Raw genomic sequence first — 15642 nt, forward strand, 5'->3', positions numbered from 1 at the left:
CTTATGATTAACCGCATTACAGATAATCAATTTAAACTAGTATCAAAATATCAACCATCAGGAGATCAACCCCAAGCTATCGAGCAGTTGGTTGATAATATCGAGGGTGGAGAAAAAGCTCAGATTCTGATGGGGGCGACCGGAACAGGGAAGACCTATACCATGAGTCAGGTCATTTCCAAAGTCAATAAACCCACTCTGGTCATTGCCCACAATAAAACTCTGGCAGGACAGCTCTATGGGGAGTTTAAAGAATTTTTCCCTGAAAATGCAGTTGAGTACTTCGTATCCTACTATGATTATTACCAGCCAGAGGCCTATGTCCCTTCTAGCGATACCTATATTGAGAAGGATAGTTCTGTCAATGACGAGATTGACAAGCTTCGCCACTCCGCTACTTCGGCCCTTTTGGAGCGTAATGATGTTATTGTCGTGGCCTCAGTCTCTTGTATCTATGGTTTGGGTTCGCCCAAGGAATACGCTGACAGTGTCGTTAGTCTCCGTCCTGGTCTAGAGATTTCTCGTGATAAACTCTTGAATGACTTAGTTGACATCCAGTTTGAGCGAAACGATATTGATTTCCAACGGGGAAGATTTCGTGTGCGTGGGGATGTGGTAGAGATTTTCCCAGCCTCTCGTGATGAGCACGCTTTTCGAGTAGAATTTTTTGGAGACGAAATTGACCGTATTCGTGAGGTTGAGGCTCTGACAGGACAGGTCTTAGGAGAAGTGGATCATTTGGCGATTTTTCCAGCGACACACTTTGTGACCAATGACGACCACATGGAAGTTGCCATTGCTAAAATTCAGGGCGAATTAGAAGAGCAACTAGCTGTCTTTGAAAAGGAAGGCAAACTACTTGAAGCCCAACGTTTGAAACAGCGGACAGAGTATGATATCGAAATGTTGCGTGAGATGGGCTATACCAACGGGGTTGAGAACTATTCACGTCACATGGATGGACGGAGTGAGGGTGAGCCTCCTTATACCCTTCTCGATTTCTTCCCAGATGATTTCTTGATCATGATTGATGAGAGCCACATGACCATGGGACAAATCAAGGGCATGTACAATGGAGACCGTTCGCGTAAAGAAATGCTAGTAAATTATGGTTTTCGTTTGCCGTCTGCTCTGGATAATCGTCCTCTCCGTCGTGAAGAGTTTGAAAGCCATGTCCATCAGATTGTTTACGTTTCAGCGACACCGGGCGACTATGAAAATGAACAGACCGAGACAGTAATTGAGCAAATCATTCGTCCAACGGGACTCTTGGATCCTGAGGTGGAAGTCCGTCCGACTATGGGACAGATTGATGACCTTTTGGGTGAAATCAATGCCCGTGTTGAAAAGAACGAACGAACCTTTATCACAACTTTGACTAAGAAAATGGCAGAAGACTTGACTGACTACTTCAAGGAAATGGGCATCAAGGTCAAGTACATGCACTCGGATATCAAGACTTTGGAACGGACGGAGATCATCCGTGACCTGCGCTTGGGTGTCTTTGACGTCTTGGTTGGAATCAACCTCCTACGTGAAGGGATTGATGTTCCTGAAGTGAGTCTCGTAGCTATTCTCGATGCTGACAAGGAAGGTTTCCTTCGTAACGAACGTGGACTCATCCAGACCATTGGTCGTGCTGCCCGTAACAGTGAAGGGCATGTCATCATGTATGCGGACACGGTTACCCAGTCTATGCAACGTGCTATCGATGAAACTGCCCGTCGTCGCAAAATCCAGATGGCTTATAATGAAGAACACGGTATTGTGCCTCAGACAATCAAGAAAGAAATCCGTGACCTGATTGCTGTGACCAAGGCAGTTGCTAAGGAAGAGGACAAGGAAGTCGACATCAATAGCCTCAACAAACAAGAGTGCAAAGAACTAGTCAAAAAGCTTGAGAAACAAATGCAAGAAGCAGTTGAAGTGCTTGACTTTGAACTAGCAGCTCAGATTCGTGATATGATGCTGGAAGTCAAGGTCTTGGATTAGGGGAATAGTATGATTTATTTAAGAAAGTTAAAGAAAGAAGATTTGATGTCTTTATGGGAAATGGCTTATTCACAGCTTAATCCAGTTTGGAAACAGTATGATGCTCCCTATTATGATGATTATCAGTATTTTTCAAATTTTAAAGAATTCGAACTACAAAAATCAGAATCCATTTTAAGCCACTCAAATCGCCTTGGTATTTTTGTTGATGATAAACTAGTTGGGACTGTTTCGCGTTATTGGGTATGTAAAGAAACAAGATGGATGGAATTGGGAATTGGTATTTATGATAAAAAATTCTGGAACACTGGTATTGGGAAAGTTGCTATGTTGCAGTGGATAGATAGGACGTTTCAGGATTACTTGGAGTTGGAGCATCTGGGTTTGACAACTTGGTCAGGAAATCTTGGTATGATGAAACTTGCTGAAAAATTAAGAATGAAAAAAGAAGCTCATATTCCAAAAGTTCGTTATTATCAAGGTAAATATTTTGATAGTATTAAATATGGTATTTTGAGAGAAGACTGGGAGAAAATAAATGACGGTTATTATCAAATCAATGGAAACTCCTGAAGAGATAGAAGATAAATCCCTCGTTCACTGGCAAACGTGGAGAGAGGCTTATGATGACCTTTTGCCTGCAGAATTTCAGGAGACAATGACATTAGAAAGATGTCGACTCTTTAGTCAAAAGTATCCAGAAAATACATTGATTGCGATAGATGATCTGAAGGTAGTTGGTTTTATCAGTTATGGTAACTTTCGTGATGAGACTATTCAAGCTGGTGAAATTATTGCTTTCTATGTTTTAAAAGACTATTACGGAAAAGGCATAGCACAAAAGTTAATGAAAGCGGCTTTGACTGCTCTTAATCATTTTTCTGAAATTTTCTTATGGGTATTGAAAGATAACAAGCGAGCCATTGCTTTCTATCAAAAAATGGGTTTTACTTTTGATGGACAAGAAAAAATACTTGAACTTGGAAAGCCTATGAAGGAAAAACGGATGGTATTCTATTCTAAATAATTCTCAAAAGTAAAAGCTAATATGGTACCAAGTCTGAAAATGTAATAAATTAGAAAGCGAGTAAATTTATGTCCCGTTCCCAATTAACGATTTTAACAAACATTTGTCTGATTGAAGACCTCGAAACGCAGCGCGTGGTGATGCAGTATCGCGCCCCTGAAAACAATCGCTGGTCTGGTTATGCCTTTCCAGGAGGTCATGTAGAAAATGGCGAGTCTTTTGCAGAGTCCGTCATTCGTGAAATCTATGAAGAAACAGGATTGACTATCCAAAATCCTCAACTTGTCGGTATTAAAAATTGGCCACTAGATACAGGTGGGCGCTATATTGTCGTTTGTTATAAGGCGACTGAGTTCTTTGGTACCCTTCGCTCTTCAGAAGAGGGAGAAGTTTCTTGGGTGCAAAAAGACCAGATTCCAAACTTGGATCTGGCCTATGATATGTTACCCTTGATGGAGATGATGGAAGCTCCCGACAAGTCAGAGTTTTTCTACCGCCATCGTACAGAAGATGGCTGGGAAAAGAAAATCTTCTAGTCTTTTACTAAATAACCGAGCTGCTCCAAGGCCTCCTCGATATAGTGGAGGTCTTGTTGTGTCTCGGCTTCAACTAGGTGATAATGAATACCATCTGTTAACTCAGAAATTGGCTTAAAGTCAGAACGTTCAACTTGTTCTAGAAAATGTTGCACGTCGCGGCGACAGGTCAGTTTTAGTAAGGTTTCAATCTCTCCATAAACAGGATGATCAATCAAGATATTTTGAACGCGACCACCATTATCTACGATAGCAAGTAATTCTCGTCCAATTTCTTCAACTTCATGCTTGACCTTAAATAATTTGTGATGATAAGTATTTGCATTAGCATCTTTATAGATATAACCACGATTGGTAGATAGAATTGGAGATCCATCAGCTCTTAAAATTGCAATATCTTGAACAATAACTTGTCGAGTGACATGAAAGTGCTCAGCTAATCTTTGGCCATTGAGGGCTTTAGGAGCTTCTTTCAAGAGTTGGAGCAGGGCTTGTTTGCGATCTTTTGTCATAGTTCTTCCTTTTAACGGCGTTTTCGAAGCACTTTATAGACAGCTAGTGCTAATGTATAGTCTACCATACTATGGATAATTGTACCAAATCCAACTAGTACAAATAGAACATAAAACATATTTTCTACATTGGTACCAGAAGTTGCGTAAAAAACGACACAGGCCAATACTTCAGCAAGGGCATGAACAACAGCCAAAACAAAGTTGAAAATCCAGGAAGCTTTTGGTTTATCTAGGGTATCGGGGAATTTTTGTAGGTAAAGAGCCCCCAAAGTCCCAAAAAAGATATGGGAAAAAGCTCGAAAAACGATAACCATGGGATAGCCAGCCATCAAAAATCCAAAACTAGAGGCTAGGATGACAAAAACTGCCATCAAGGGCGACAAGAACATAGCGATAAAAATAGCGATGTGGCTTCCCAAAGTGTAAGAAGCAGGTGGAATGACAATCTTAAAAGGCATAACAATTGGAATCAAAATCGCAATAGCCGTTAAAAGGGCAGTCATTGTCATAAATTGTGTCTTTTTCTGTGTGTTCATAAGAATCTCCTTTTTAACTGTATATACACTAGTATAGTACAATAAAAAAGACAATAAAGCAAGGATTTACTTAGGTTTATAGGTCGTTTTTTTTAGTTAAAAGTTAGTAAAGATTTCACTAAAAAGAAACTGTATAGAGCAAAATCTCCACCTTCAAGCATGAAAGCGGAGATTGTTTTTATTTCTTCAAGGTTTGTAGTCGTGGAACAATGGCTAGGGTTAGAACTGCGGAAATGACTAATTCGGCAATGGAGTTTGTTGAGATAACGGTTGCCAGGAGTTTTTGAATATTACCATCAAAGACATTTCCAAAAAGGTAGAAAATTCCACCAAGGACAAAGACTGTGTTGGTAAGTGAACCAAGGGCACCAGCTAAAATCAGACCAGTTTTATTTTTCATCAGTTTATAGACTAGATAAGGAGTTAAACCAATCAAAATACGTGGAACGATGGCAATGATAGCTGAGTAGATGTTTCCGTTTGGTACAAATGGGGAGAAGAGGTAGCTTGTCGGTAGAATTGTAATCGTGTTAACCGTTAAGCTAAGCAGCCCCATCAAAAATCCAAGTGTAACCCCAACTCGTGGACCGTAGATAATGCTGGCAATAATGACAGGAATATGAACAATGGTCGGTTTGATTGGAAATGGAAAAAGGTTAAAGATAAGTGAGCTTAGAAAATGAATCACAAGCATGGTTGCAAAGAAGATAGCAATGGGTGCAATATTAGAGCGTTTTTTCATCGAGAGTTTCCTTTATTCTTTCTAAAATAATTGTGAGGTCGGCTAAAGCTCCTCGTCCATGGTCGCCACAAGCTAGTAGGGATTCCTTAGGAGCAATCAGCTGATAGCCGTAGGCTTCTAATGTTTTCAGATTAGCCTGAGTTGCTGGATGGTCATACATTTTTGTATTCATAGCTGGTGCGATGAGTTTGGGAATATGACTGGGCAGGGCTAGAGCTGTACAGGTTACCATGTTATCCGCAAAGCCGTGGGCTAGTTTTGCAATAGTGTTAGCAGTTGCAGGGGCCACGATAAATAAATCCGCCTTTTTTCCAAGTTCGATATGATTGACTTGGTCAGGATAAGGTTCCTTCATGACATACAAGTGAACAGGATTCTGTGAGAGTACCTGTAGTGTCAAAGGTTGGATAAACTCTGTAGCAGCCTGAGTCATTAAAACAGTGACTTGATGACCTTGTTTTTTTAGAAAACTGACTAAATCTGCCGACTTGTAAGAGGCGATTGATCCCGTTACAGCCAAGAGAATGTTTGCCATAGCTTTCCTTTCTATGAATGGTAGGCTTGAATTTTTTCAAGGAGGAGTTCTGCAATTTCTTCTTTAGTCTGGACTGTTTGAAGCTGATCTTTCTCAACAAAGATAGCTCTGTGCTGGTTTGCTGAAATTTGAGTCAGGTCATTTGCTATGATTAAATCTGCTTGATTTTTGAAAAGACTTTTTCGTGCAATGTCAACCAGATGATCTTCGGTAACATCAACCAGCAGTTTGAAACCAATCAGATGAATAGTAGGATTCCATTCCTTGACTAGGGATATGATTTTGGGTGTCTTTTTAAGGAACAAAACCTGAACCTCATCAGTTGAAGAAATCTTGGCCTGATGATTCTGCTTGTTTAAAAATTCTTCTAGATTGGAGCTAGCCTGAACTTCCTCAAGCCCTGTCATATAAACAGGAGTGTAGTCGGACACCGCCATTGAGTGAATCAAAACCTGATAATCTGCAACCCGTTCTTGCATTTCCAGTAGAAGATCCTTGGTATTGTTAATTTCTCGAATGATTAGGTTGGGATGGGATTCTGGCTTCAAAGCTCGTTTTGTCGTCATTAAACAAACTTCATGTCCTGAAGCAAGCAAGGTTTCTGTGATGATTTTCCCCAAGTGACCTGTAGAATGGTTAGTGATAGAGCGGACGCTATCGATAGCTTCGCTGGTACCGCCCGATGTAACTAAAATTTTCATAGCACTATTGTACACAAAAATAAACGGTAAGTAAAATGAAAGTGATAAATTTTTGGTAGAAACGAATATTTACTATAGTTTCAAACTATAAAGCCATATAAAATTTAAGAAAGGGCTCTAAAAACCTTAAAAAAATGGATATTTACGAACGTTTAGAGAGTTTGAGGATGTTAAAAATCTTGTTTTGTGATATAATGAATTATCATATAAGAGGTTAGAGGAGTTTTGAATGAAAACAGATATTGAAATCGCACAGAGTATTGAGTTGAAGCCAATCGTTGATGTTGTAGAGAAACTTGGTATTTCTTACGATGATTTGGAGTTGTATGGAAAGTACAAGGCTAAGCTTAGCTTTGATAAAATTCGTGCAGTTGAGAGCAATCCAGTTGGGAAATTGATTTTGGTTACTGCCATCAATCCAACACCTGCAGGTGAAGGAAAGTCGACGCTTACCATTGGTCTTGCGGATGCCTTGAACAAGATTGGCAAAAAAACCATGATTGCTATCCGCGAACCGTCTCTTGGTCCAGTCATGGGGATCAAGGGTGGTGCTGCTGGTGGTGGGTATGCACAAGTTCTGCCAATGGAAGACATCAACCTCCACTTTACTGGAGATATGCATGCTATTACAACTGCCAACAATGCCCTTTCTGCCTTGATTGACAACCACTTACATCAAGGGAATGAGTTGGGAATTGACCAACGTCGTATCCTCTGGAAACGCGTTGTGGACTTGAATGATCGCGCCCTTCGTCATGTAACTGTTGGACTTGGTGGCCCTCTAAACGGTATTCCACGTGAGGATGGATTTGACATTACAGTTGCTTCCGAAATCATGGCAATTCTTTGCTTGGCAACGGACATCGAGGACTTGAAACGTCGTTTGTCCAATATTGTTATCGGTTATCGTTACGACCGTACACCAGTTTCTGTTGGCGATTTGAAGGTTGAGGGTGCCTTGGCTTTGATTTTGAAGGATGCGATTAAGCCGAACTTGGTTCAGACAATTTACGGAACACCTGCCTTTGTACACGGTGGTCCATTTGCCAATATCGCTCACGGATGTAACTCTGTCTTGGCAACTACAACAGCCCTTCACTTGGCTGATTACACAGTTACTGAAGCTGGTTTTGGTGCAGACCTTGGTGCCGAGAAATTCCTTGATATTAAGACACCAAACTTGCCAACATCTCCAGATGCAGTTGTCATTGTCGCAACCCTTCGTGCCCTTAAGATGAATGGTGGTGTGGCTAAAGATGCTCTTACAGAGGAAAATGTTGAGGCAGTTCGTGCCGGTTTTGCCAACTTGAAACGCCATGTTGAGAACATCCGTAAGTTCGGTATTCCAGCAGTTGTAGCAATCAATGAATTTGTCTCTGATACTGAAGCAGAAATCGCAGCCTTGAAAGAACTTTGTGCCTCAATCGATGTACCAGTTGAGTTGGCAAGTGTCTGGGCTGATGGTGCAGAAGGTGGAGTAGCTCTTGCTGAAGCGGTTGTCAAGACTATCGCTGAAAATCCAGCTAACTATAAACGTTTGTATGACAATGACCTTTCTGTTCAAGAAAAGATTGAAAAGATTGTTACTGAAATCTACCGTGGTAGCAAAGTAAACTTTGAGAAGAAAGCTCAAACACAAATTGCTCAAATCGTTCAAAACGGTTGGGACAAATTGCCAATCTGTATGGCAAAAACTCAATATAGTTTTTCAGATAATCCAAATGCACTTGGAGCACCTGAAAACTTTGAAATTACCATTCGCGAATTGGTGCCAAAATTAGGTGCAGGCTTCATCGTTGCCCTAACTGGCGATGTGATGACCATGCCAGGCCTACCAAAACGTCCAGCAGCTCTCAACATGGATGTTGAAAGCGATGGAACCGTTCTAGGCTTGTTCTAGTGGATTGAAATTGACTTTGAGAGACTGGGTAAAAACTCAATTTCAGGAGAAAATGAAGTAAATTTTCCCATAATAGAGCGCATAATATCAAGGTTTTTCAACACCGGATATTATGCGTTTTTTGAGTTTAAATATTTTTGCCCTACCTATTTCTTATTTGCTGCAAGCAGTTCATCAATAAAATTTAGTCCTCTTTCCCTTGGGAAGAGGCTTTTTATACTCAATGAAAATCAAAGAGCAAACTAGGAAACTAGCCGCAGGTTGCTCAAAGCACTGCTTTGAGGTTGCAGATAAGACTGACGAAGTCAGGAACCATACCTACGGCAAGGCGACGTTGACGTGGTTTGAAGAGATTTTCGAAGAGTATTAATACTAGGAAAAGGACAGTTAGAGTCTTCTGTGTTATACTAGAGATATGTTAGATTTGAAAGAATATGGTATTGCCATGTGGCCAGAGGAGAAGATTATTTCTTTCCGTGAGAAACTTCTCAGTTGGTATGATGAAAACAAAAGAGATTTACCCTGGCGTAGAAGTAAAAATCCTTATCATATCTGGGTTTCTGAAATTATGCTCCAGCAGACCAGGGTGGATACAGTTATCCCTTACTACGAAAGATTCCTGGACTGGTTTCCAACTGTCGAAAGTTTGGCGAATGCGCCTGAAGAGCGTTTGTTGAAGGCTTGGGAGGGACTGGGATATTATTCTCGAGTACGCAATATGCAGGCTGCAGCCCAGCAGATTATGACTGATTTTGGTGGCCAATTTCCAAATACCTATGAAGGAATTTCCAGTTTGAAAGGGATTGGCCCTTACACAGCAGGAGCTATTTCCAGTATCGCTTTTAACTTGCCTGAGCCAGCTGTAGATGGTAATGTCATGCGGGTCTTGGCGCGTCTGTTTGAAGTCAACCATGATATTGGGATTCCAAGTAATCGCAAAATTTTTCAGGCAATGATGGAAATCTTGATTGACCCAGAGCGTCCGGGTGATTTTAATCAAGCTTTGATGGACTTGGGGTCTGATATTGAGTCTCCTGTAAATCCCAGACCTGAAGAAAGCCCAGTCAAGGACTTTAGTGCGGCATATCAGAATGGAACCATGGACCGTTATCCAATCAAGGCTCCCAAGAAAAAGCCAGTTCCCATTTATCTAAAAGCCTTGGTGGTCAAAAATACTCAGGGACAATTTTTACTTGAAAAAAATGAAAGTGAAAAGCTATTGGCAGGTTTTTGGCATTTCCCATTGATAGAAGTTGATAACTTTTCGCAAGAAGAGCAGTTTGACCTCTTTCATCAGGTTGCGGAAGAAAGTGTGAACTTTGGTCCCAGTCCAGAAGAGAGTTTCCAGCAGGACTATGACCTAGAAGTTGATTGGCTTGATGCTTATTTTGAGACTGTCAAGCATGTCTTTAGCCATCGCAAGTGGCATGTTCAAATTGTAGCAGGTCAGGTGAGTGACTACCATGATTTTTCAGATAGGGAAGTTCGCTGGCTTTCACCAGAAGAGTTTAAGAATTACCCACTTGCCAAACCCCAACAAAAAATCTGGCAGGCTTATGCAAAAGCCAACTTAGACAGTAGCAAAGACTAGCTATCGTGTCTTCTTGTTATTTTTTTGCTATAATAGTAGAGAAAAAGGTGAACATATGAAAAAAATACTAATTGTAGATGATGAGAAACCAATCTCGGATATTATCAAGTTTAATATGACCAAGGAAGGTTACGAAGTTGTAACTGCTTTTAATGGTCGTGAAGCGCTAGAACAATTTGAAGCAGAGCAGCCAGATATTATTATTCTGGATTTGATGCTTCCAGAAATTGATGGTTTAGAAGTTGCTAAGACCATTCGCAAGACCAGTAGTGTGCCTATTATCATGCTGTCAGCTAAGGATAGTGAATTTGATAAGGTTATCGGTTTAGAGCTTGGAGCAGATGACTATGTGACAAAACCCTTCTCCAATCGTGAGTTGCAGGCGCGTGTTAAAGCTTTGCTGCGTCGTTCTCAACCTATGCCAGTAGATGGGCAGGAAGCAGAAAGTAAACCTCAGCCTATCCAAATTGGGGATTTAGAAATTGTTCCAGACGCCTACGTGGCTAAAAAATATGGCGAAGAACTAGACTTAACCCATCGTGAGTTTGAGCTTTTGTATCATTTGGCATCGCATACAGGTCAAGTCATTACGCGCGAACACTTGCTTGAGACTGTCTGGGGTTATGACTATTTTGGTGATGTCCGTACGGTTGATGTGACTGTCCGACGTCTGCGTGAGAAGATTGAAGATACGCCCAGCCGACCAGAGTATATCTTGACGCGCCGTGGTGTAGGGTATTACATGAGAAATAATGCTTGATTTACTGAAACAAACCATTTTTACCAGAGATTTTATCTTTATCCTGATTTTGTTAGGTTTCATCCTTGTTGTGACCCTCTTATTACTAGAGAATAGACGTGATAATATTCGGTTGAAGCAAATCAATCAAAAGGTTAAAGATTTGATTGCAGGAGATTATTCCAAGGTTCTTGATATGCAAGGTGGGTCTGAAATCACCAATATTACCAATAATTTGAATGACTTGTCGGAGGTTATTCGTCTCACTCAGGAAAATCTAGAACAAGAGAGTAAGAGGCTAAATAGTATTCTGTTTTATATGACAGATGGGGTTCTTGCGACCAATCGTCGGGGGCAGATTATCATGATTAACGATACAGCCAAGAAGCAACTGGGATTGGTTAAAGAAGATGTTCTGAATAGAAGCATTTTGGAAGTACTCAAGATAGAAGAAGACTATGAATTGCGTGATTTGATTACCCAAAGTCCAGAATTGTTGCTAGATTCCCAAGACATCAATGGCGAATATCTGAGCCTTCGAGTTCGCTTTGCCTTGATTCGTCGAGAGTCTGGCTTTATTTCAGGTTTGGTGGCTGTTTTGCATGATACGACGGAGCAGGAGAAGGAAGAACGCGAACGGAGACTCTTTGTGTCCAATGTTAGCCATGAGTTACGGACTCCTTTAACCAGCGTGAAATCTTATCTTGAAGCCTTGGATGAGGGAGCTTTGTGTGAAACTGTAGCACCAGACTTTATCAAGGTGTCTCTTGACGAAACCAACCGTATGATGCGCATGGTGACGGATCTCCTCCATCTCTCACGGATTGATAATGCTACCAGTCATCTGGATGTGGAACTGATTAACTTCACTGCCTTTATTACCTTTATCCTCAACCGTTTTGACAAGATGAAAGGACAGGAAAAGGAGAAAAAATATGAGTTGGTGAGAGATTATCCTATCAATTCTATCTGGATGGAAATTGATACAGATAAGATGACGCAGGTTGTCGACAATATTTTAAATAATGCCATTAAGTATTCGCCAGATGGGGGTAAAATCACTGTCAGAATGAAGACAACTGAAGACCAGATGATTTTATCCATTTCTGACCAGGGTTTAGGGATTCCTAAGCAGGATTTACCACGTATCTTTGACCGTTTTTATCGTGTGGATCGTGCTAGAAGTCGTGCACAAGGTGGTACAGGTTTGGGACTGTCTATTGCCAAAGAAATTATCAAACAACATAAGGGCTTTATTTGGGCCAAGAGTGAATACGGTAAGGGATCAACCTTTACCATTGTGCTCCCTTATGATAAGGATGCAGTGAAAGAAGAAGTATGGGAGGATGAAGTAGAAGACTAGAATGAGTGAAATAGGCTTTAAATATAGTATTTTAGCGTCAGGTTCCAGTGGAAATTCCTTTTATCTGGAAACCCCAAAAAAGAAGCTTTTAGTGGATGCAGGGCTGTCTGGTAAGAAAATTACTAGCCTACTTGCTGAAATAAATCGCAAGCCAGAAGACTTGGATGCCATCTTGATTACGCATGAGCATTCAGACCATATCCATGGAGTGGGTGTTTTGGCTCGCAAGTATGGTATGGATCTTTATGCCAATGAAAAGACCTGGCAAGCTATGGAAAATAGTAAATATCTTGGCAAGGTGGATTCTTCGCAAAAGCATATCTTTGAGATGGGCAAAACCAAAACCTTTGGAGATATTGACGTCGAGAGTTTTGGTGTAAGCCATGATGCAGTCGCACCGCAGTTCTATCGCTTTATGAAGGATGATAAAAGTTTTGTCCTTTTGACAGATACAGGTTATGTCAGTGACCGTATGGCAGGGATTGTCGAAAATGCGGACGGCTATCTTATCGAGTCCAACCATGATGTAGAGATTTTGCGAGCAGGTTCTTACGCTTGGCGACTCAAACAACGAATCCTATCGGATCTGGGTCACCTTTCTAACGAAGATGGTGCCGAAGCCATGATTCGGACGCTAGGAAATCGCACTAAGAAAATCTATCTTGGTCACTTGTCTAAGGAAAACAATATCAAGGAGCTGGCTCACATGACTATGGTCAACCAGCTAGCACAAGCTGATCTGGGAGTTGGAGTAGACTTTAAGGTTTATGATACCTCACCAGATACCGCAACACCATTGACAGATATATAGAAAGAACGCTGAGAAGGTGTTCTTTTTATATTGACTGAACACCTAAAAAGTAATACAATGGTGTTACCATTAAAAAAGGGAGTGCAAAAGATGACTACTATTACATTAAAAGTTTCTGAAGCTGATAAAACATTTATGAAAGCAATGGCTAAGTTTGAAGGAGTTTCCCTGTCGGAACTGATCCGCACCAAAACTCTTGAAGCTCTAGAAGACGAATACGATGCTCGTGTGGCAGATTTAGCCTATCAAGAGTATTTAGAAGACTTGGAAAAAGGAGTTGAACCCATTACTTGGGAAGAAATGATGCATGATTTAGGCTTGTAGGATGAATAATTTGTATAAATTAGTTCCGACAAGACGATTCATCAAGCAATTGAAAAAATTGGACCGTTATACGCAGAAGCTAATTACAAACTATTTACAATCCAATGTTTTGGAAGACCCAAGACGACACGGAAAGGCTTTGGTTGGTAATCGCGTTGGTCAATGGTGCTATAGAATTGGTAATTATCGAGTTATCGTACAAATTGTAGATGATGAATTAGTCGTTGCTACTCTAGAAGTTGGTCATCGGAGAGATATTTATTGAATTACTTTTTTCCAAGTAAATTTTCATTCTTTAAAATATGATATAATAGGGATTACAATATAAGAGAGGTTGCTTATGGCAATAGATATTAGTGAAGAGCAGTTGGCTAAGGAGTCTGCTGATTTATTAAAAATACTTTTAAAAGATAGAACAACAAAGAAAAATATAGTTTGGGCGACGCATTCTTATAACTTGTTAGGAAAAGGCTTTAGTCCTAGTGATAGTATTAGTCCAAGTAAGGTTACTGGAAACTATGCTAACTTGATTCAGCCCAGATCTGAAAAATCCAAGTATGAGCAAAAAGATCGTACAAAAATAAGGGCAGAAGTGTTTACACCAACTTGGTTGGTCGCAAAGCAAAATGGATATGTGGAAGCCGACCTTGAAGCTCTGGATCTTGAAGATTATATCCAAGTGCGATGGCTAGAAATTACCTGTGGTGAAGCACCTTATATGGTAACTCGCTATGATACAGTGACTGGTAAGGAAATTCCATTATCTGAACGAGTTGGTTTTGTTGATAGAAAATTGCAGCGCATTAGTCGTGAGGTCTCAGATGAAGTCACCTTTTATGAATTTGTAAAAAAAGCTTATCGAGCTTCTTATGGCTATGAGTATCAAGGAGATTCTCTCCTTTTGGCGCGTGAGAATCTTTTGGCAACTTTTGAGGACTATTATCTAGCTAAGACTGGAAATCAACCAACCTTAGAGCAAAAGAAAGAAATTGCGACTATTATTTCTTACAATGTCTTTCAGATGGATGGATTGAAAAAAAGTAGTCCTTATTCAGCTAAACAAAAGCAATCTCAACAATTGAGTTTGTTTGCGGATGAGCTAGAAGTCCAAGAAGTAGAAGAATCTAAAACCCATATCAAAGACTGGAAAAAGAATAGAATGATAGGTTTTGAGCGCCTATCTAGCGAGGAAAGTGAAATGAAATTTGATGTCGTGATAGGAAATCCGCCGTATCAGGAAATAGGAGAAGCTAGAGATGAGCCGATATATCACTATTTTATTGATGAAGCTTATAAAATCGCAGATAAATCTATACTAATCACCCCAGCAAGGTTTTTATTTAAAGCCGGTCAAACTCCAAAAAATTGGATGGAAAAGATGCTAGAAGATAAGCATTTAAAAGTTCAATTCTATGAGCTTAAAAGCGATAAAGTATTCACAGGAACAGATATTAAGGGTGGAGTAGCAATAACTTATCGTGATGCTGATAAAGATTTGGGACCAATCGGAGTATTTACTATTTTTGAATCTTTGAATAGTATTGTAAAAAAAATCGAAAAACATCCAGACTTTGAAACTTTTTCTGATTTAGTTTATCCTCAAGGTATTTATAGATTTTCAGATGAACTTTTTTCTGATTATCCAAATGCTGAAAAGTTGCAAGGAAAAGGGACAAAAAATAAAATTGTTTCAAAATCACTGACTCAGTTAGATTTTGTTTTCAAAAACAAAGAAGAAAAAGACCATGTTGCTCTACTTGGAAGAATTGGCTCCGAACGTGTTTATCGATATATTAATAAAAAATATTTAGATTTACCGGAAACATTCGAAAATTATAATGTTTTTGTACCAGAAGCTAATGGAAGTGGTGCCTTAGGTGAAGTCTTATCAACACCCCTAATCGGGGAACCCCTAATCGGGCATACAGATACTTTTTTATCTATTGGTAATTTTAAAACAAAATTTGAAGCCGATGCTTGTATTAAATTTATTAAAACTAAATTCGCTAGAGTATTATTAGGTGTTTTGAAAGTTACTCAGCATAACTCACGCAAAACTTGGTATTACGTTCCACTCCAAGACTTTACAAATGATTCAGACATTGATTGGACACAATCAGTGGCTGATATTGACCGTCAGCTCTATCAAAAATATGGTCTTTCTCCAGAGGAAATTGCCTTTATTGAGACACATGTAAGGGAGATGGATTAGAGAAGTATTTTTATTTGACAAATAGCGCTCAATGATCTATAATAGACACATAGGATTAGGTCAGGAAGCATACGATGCCCTGACCCTTTTTGTACTTATGAGATGAGAAAGTCATTTG

The 15642-nt window shown here is 40.0% G+C and carries 17 protein-coding genes; 12 read left to right on the plus strand and 5 right to left on the minus strand.

Annotated features, from left to right (window positions below; genetic code table 11):
- Positions 1–3: 3 nt before the first annotated feature.
- From uvrB to HT693_RS03900, 4 genes are all read left to right on the plus strand, one after another.
- Positions 4–1992, plus strand: coding sequence for an excinuclease ABC subunit UvrB (gene uvrB, locus HT693_RS03885; protein WP_138704659.1), 1989 nt, complete (start codon positions 4–6; stop codon positions 1990–1992).
- A gap of 9 nt (positions 1993–2001) precedes the next feature.
- Positions 2002–2565, plus strand: a complete 564-nt coding sequence (locus HT693_RS03890) for a GNAT family protein (protein ID WP_000639828.1) — start codon at positions 2002–2004, stop codon at positions 2563–2565.
- The gene (locus HT693_RS03895) at positions 2531–3019 is read left to right on the plus strand and encodes a GNAT family N-acetyltransferase (RefSeq protein WP_050223079.1); all 489 of its coding nucleotides are present in this window, start codon (positions 2531–2533) and stop codon (positions 3017–3019) included. Before HT693_RS03890 ends, HT693_RS03895 begins: the two co-directional genes overlap by 35 nt.
- A gap of 68 nt (positions 3020–3087) precedes the next feature.
- Positions 3088–3555, plus strand: a complete 468-nt coding sequence (locus tag HT693_RS03900) for an 8-oxo-dGTP diphosphatase (RefSeq protein ID WP_172924897.1) — start codon at positions 3088–3090, stop codon at positions 3553–3555.
- Here HT693_RS03900 and HT693_RS03905 read toward each other — a convergent pair.
- From HT693_RS03905 to coaB, 5 genes are all read right to left on the minus strand, one after another.
- Positions 3552–4067, minus strand: coding sequence for a transcription repressor NadR (locus tag HT693_RS03905; RefSeq protein WP_138704657.1), 516 nt, complete (start codon positions 4065–4067; stop codon positions 3552–3554). The two genes, HT693_RS03900 and HT693_RS03905, sit on opposite strands and share 4 nt — an antisense overlap.
- An 11-nt stretch (positions 4068–4078) precedes the next feature.
- Positions 4079–4606: an ECF transporter S component gene (locus HT693_RS03910; protein WP_172924899.1), complete on the minus strand. Its 528-nt coding sequence runs from the start codon at positions 4604–4606 to the stop codon at positions 4079–4081.
- 178 nt (positions 4607–4784) lie between these two features.
- On the minus strand, positions 4785–5348 hold the full coding sequence (locus HT693_RS03915) for an ECF transporter S component (protein WP_000747412.1): 564 nt from the start codon (positions 5346–5348) through the stop codon (positions 4785–4787).
- Entirely contained in the window at positions 5332–5883 is a 552-nt protein-coding gene (gene coaC, locus HT693_RS03920; protein WP_172924901.1) for a phosphopantothenoylcysteine decarboxylase, read from the minus strand. Before coaC ends, HT693_RS03915 begins: the two co-directional genes overlap by 17 nt.
- A gap of 11 nt (positions 5884–5894) precedes the next feature.
- On the minus strand, positions 5895–6584 hold the full coding sequence (gene coaB / locus HT693_RS03925) for a phosphopantothenate--cysteine ligase (RefSeq protein ID WP_172924903.1): 690 nt from the start codon (positions 6582–6584) through the stop codon (positions 5895–5897).
- Positions 6585–6813: 229 nt separating this feature from the next.
- Between coaB and HT693_RS03930 the strand changes: the two genes are divergently transcribed.
- From HT693_RS03930 to HT693_RS03970, 8 genes are all read left to right on the plus strand, one after another.
- Positions 6814–8484, plus strand: a complete 1671-nt coding sequence (locus HT693_RS03930; protein WP_172924905.1) for a formate--tetrahydrofolate ligase — start codon at positions 6814–6816, stop codon at positions 8482–8484.
- Between the two features lie 415 nt (positions 8485–8899).
- A complete protein-coding gene (gene mutY, locus HT693_RS03940) occupies positions 8900–10075 on the plus strand; it encodes an A/G-specific adenine glycosylase (protein ID WP_172924907.1) in 1176 nt (391 codons plus the stop codon).
- Between the two features lie 55 nt (positions 10076–10130).
- On the plus strand, positions 10131–10835 hold the full coding sequence (gene yycF / locus HT693_RS03945; RefSeq protein WP_050223087.1) for a response regulator YycF: 705 nt from the start codon (positions 10131–10133) through the stop codon (positions 10833–10835).
- Positions 10828–12177 (plus strand): cell wall metabolism sensor histidine kinase VicK, encoded by a 1350-nt coding sequence (vicK, locus tag HT693_RS03950; protein WP_172924908.1) that lies wholly within the window; start codon positions 10828–10830, stop codon positions 12175–12177. The genes yycF and vicK overlap by 8 nt, the downstream gene beginning before the upstream one ends.
- A 1-nt stretch (position 12178) precedes the next feature.
- Positions 12179–12988 (plus strand): MBL fold metallo-hydrolase, encoded by an 810-nt coding sequence (locus HT693_RS03955; RefSeq protein WP_172924910.1) that lies wholly within the window; start codon positions 12179–12181, stop codon positions 12986–12988.
- A 90-nt stretch (positions 12989–13078) separates the two neighbouring features.
- On the plus strand, positions 13079–13312 hold the full coding sequence (locus HT693_RS03960) for a DUF6290 family protein (protein ID WP_172924912.1): 234 nt from the start codon (positions 13079–13081) through the stop codon (positions 13310–13312).
- Positions 13313–13322: 10 nt separating this feature from the next.
- Entirely contained in the window at positions 13323–13577 is a 255-nt protein-coding gene (locus HT693_RS03965; RefSeq protein ID WP_172924925.1) for a type II toxin-antitoxin system RelE/ParE family toxin, read from the plus strand.
- Positions 13578–13652: 75 nt separating this feature from the next.
- Positions 13653–15524 carry an Eco57I restriction-modification methylase domain-containing protein gene (locus HT693_RS03970; protein ID WP_172924914.1) on the plus strand — a complete coding sequence of 624 codons (1872 nt, stop codon included), beginning with the start codon at positions 13653–13655 and terminating at the stop codon, positions 15522–15524.
- Positions 15525–15642 lie beyond the last annotated feature (118 nt).

It is taken from the genome of Streptococcus sp. 2154 (genome assembly GCF_013277255.1).
Lineage (GTDB): Bacteria > Bacillota > Bacilli > Lactobacillales > Streptococcaceae > Streptococcus > Streptococcus pseudopneumoniae.

What these genes read in the sequence shown, in the direction of transcription:
- HT693_RS03895 (WP_050223079.1), top strand. Translation starts at nt 2,531, where the DNA reads ATGACGGTTATTATCAAATCAATGGAAACTCCTGAAGAGATAGAAGAT.
- HT693_RS03970 (WP_172924914.1), top strand. Translation starts at nt 13,653, where the DNA reads ATGGCAATAGATATTAGTGAAGAGCAGTTGGCTAAGGAGTCTGCTGAT.
- yycF (WP_050223087.1), top strand. Translation starts at nt 10,131, where the DNA reads ATGAAAAAAATACTAATTGTAGATGATGAGAAACCAATCTCGGATATT.
- HT693_RS03890 (WP_000639828.1), top strand. Translation starts at nt 2,002, where the DNA reads ATGATTTATTTAAGAAAGTTAAAGAAAGAAGATTTGATGTCTTTATGG.
- HT693_RS03910 (WP_172924899.1), bottom strand. Translation starts at nt 4,606, where the DNA reads ATGAACACACAGAAAAAGACACAATTTATGACAATGACTGCCCTTTTA.
- HT693_RS03900 (WP_172924897.1), top strand. Translation starts at nt 3,088, where the DNA reads ATGTCCCGTTCCCAATTAACGATTTTAACAAACATTTGTCTGATTGAA.
- uvrB (WP_138704659.1), top strand. Translation starts at nt 4, where the DNA reads ATGATTAACCGCATTACAGATAATCAATTTAAACTAGTATCAAAATAT.
- HT693_RS03960 (WP_172924912.1), top strand. Translation starts at nt 13,079, where the DNA reads ATGACTACTATTACATTAAAAGTTTCTGAAGCTGATAAAACATTTATG.
- mutY (WP_172924907.1), top strand. Translation starts at nt 8,900, where the DNA reads ATGTTAGATTTGAAAGAATATGGTATTGCCATGTGGCCAGAGGAGAAG.
- HT693_RS03915 (WP_000747412.1), bottom strand. Translation starts at nt 5,348, where the DNA reads ATGAAAAAACGCTCTAATATTGCACCCATTGCTATCTTCTTTGCAACC.
- coaB (WP_172924903.1), bottom strand. Translation starts at nt 6,584, where the DNA reads ATGAAAATTTTAGTTACATCGGGCGGTACCAGCGAAGCTATCGATAGC.
- coaC (WP_172924901.1), bottom strand. Translation starts at nt 5,883, where the DNA reads ATGGCAAACATTCTCTTGGCTGTAACGGGATCAATCGCCTCTTACAAG.
- HT693_RS03955 (WP_172924910.1), top strand. Translation starts at nt 12,179, where the DNA reads ATGAGTGAAATAGGCTTTAAATATAGTATTTTAGCGTCAGGTTCCAGT.
- vicK (WP_172924908.1), top strand. Translation starts at nt 10,828, where the DNA reads ATGCTTGATTTACTGAAACAAACCATTTTTACCAGAGATTTTATCTTT.
- HT693_RS03930 (WP_172924905.1), top strand. Translation starts at nt 6,814, where the DNA reads ATGAAAACAGATATTGAAATCGCACAGAGTATTGAGTTGAAGCCAATC.
- HT693_RS03905 (WP_138704657.1), bottom strand. Translation starts at nt 4,067, where the DNA reads ATGACAAAAGATCGCAAACAAGCCCTGCTCCAACTCTTGAAAGAAGCT.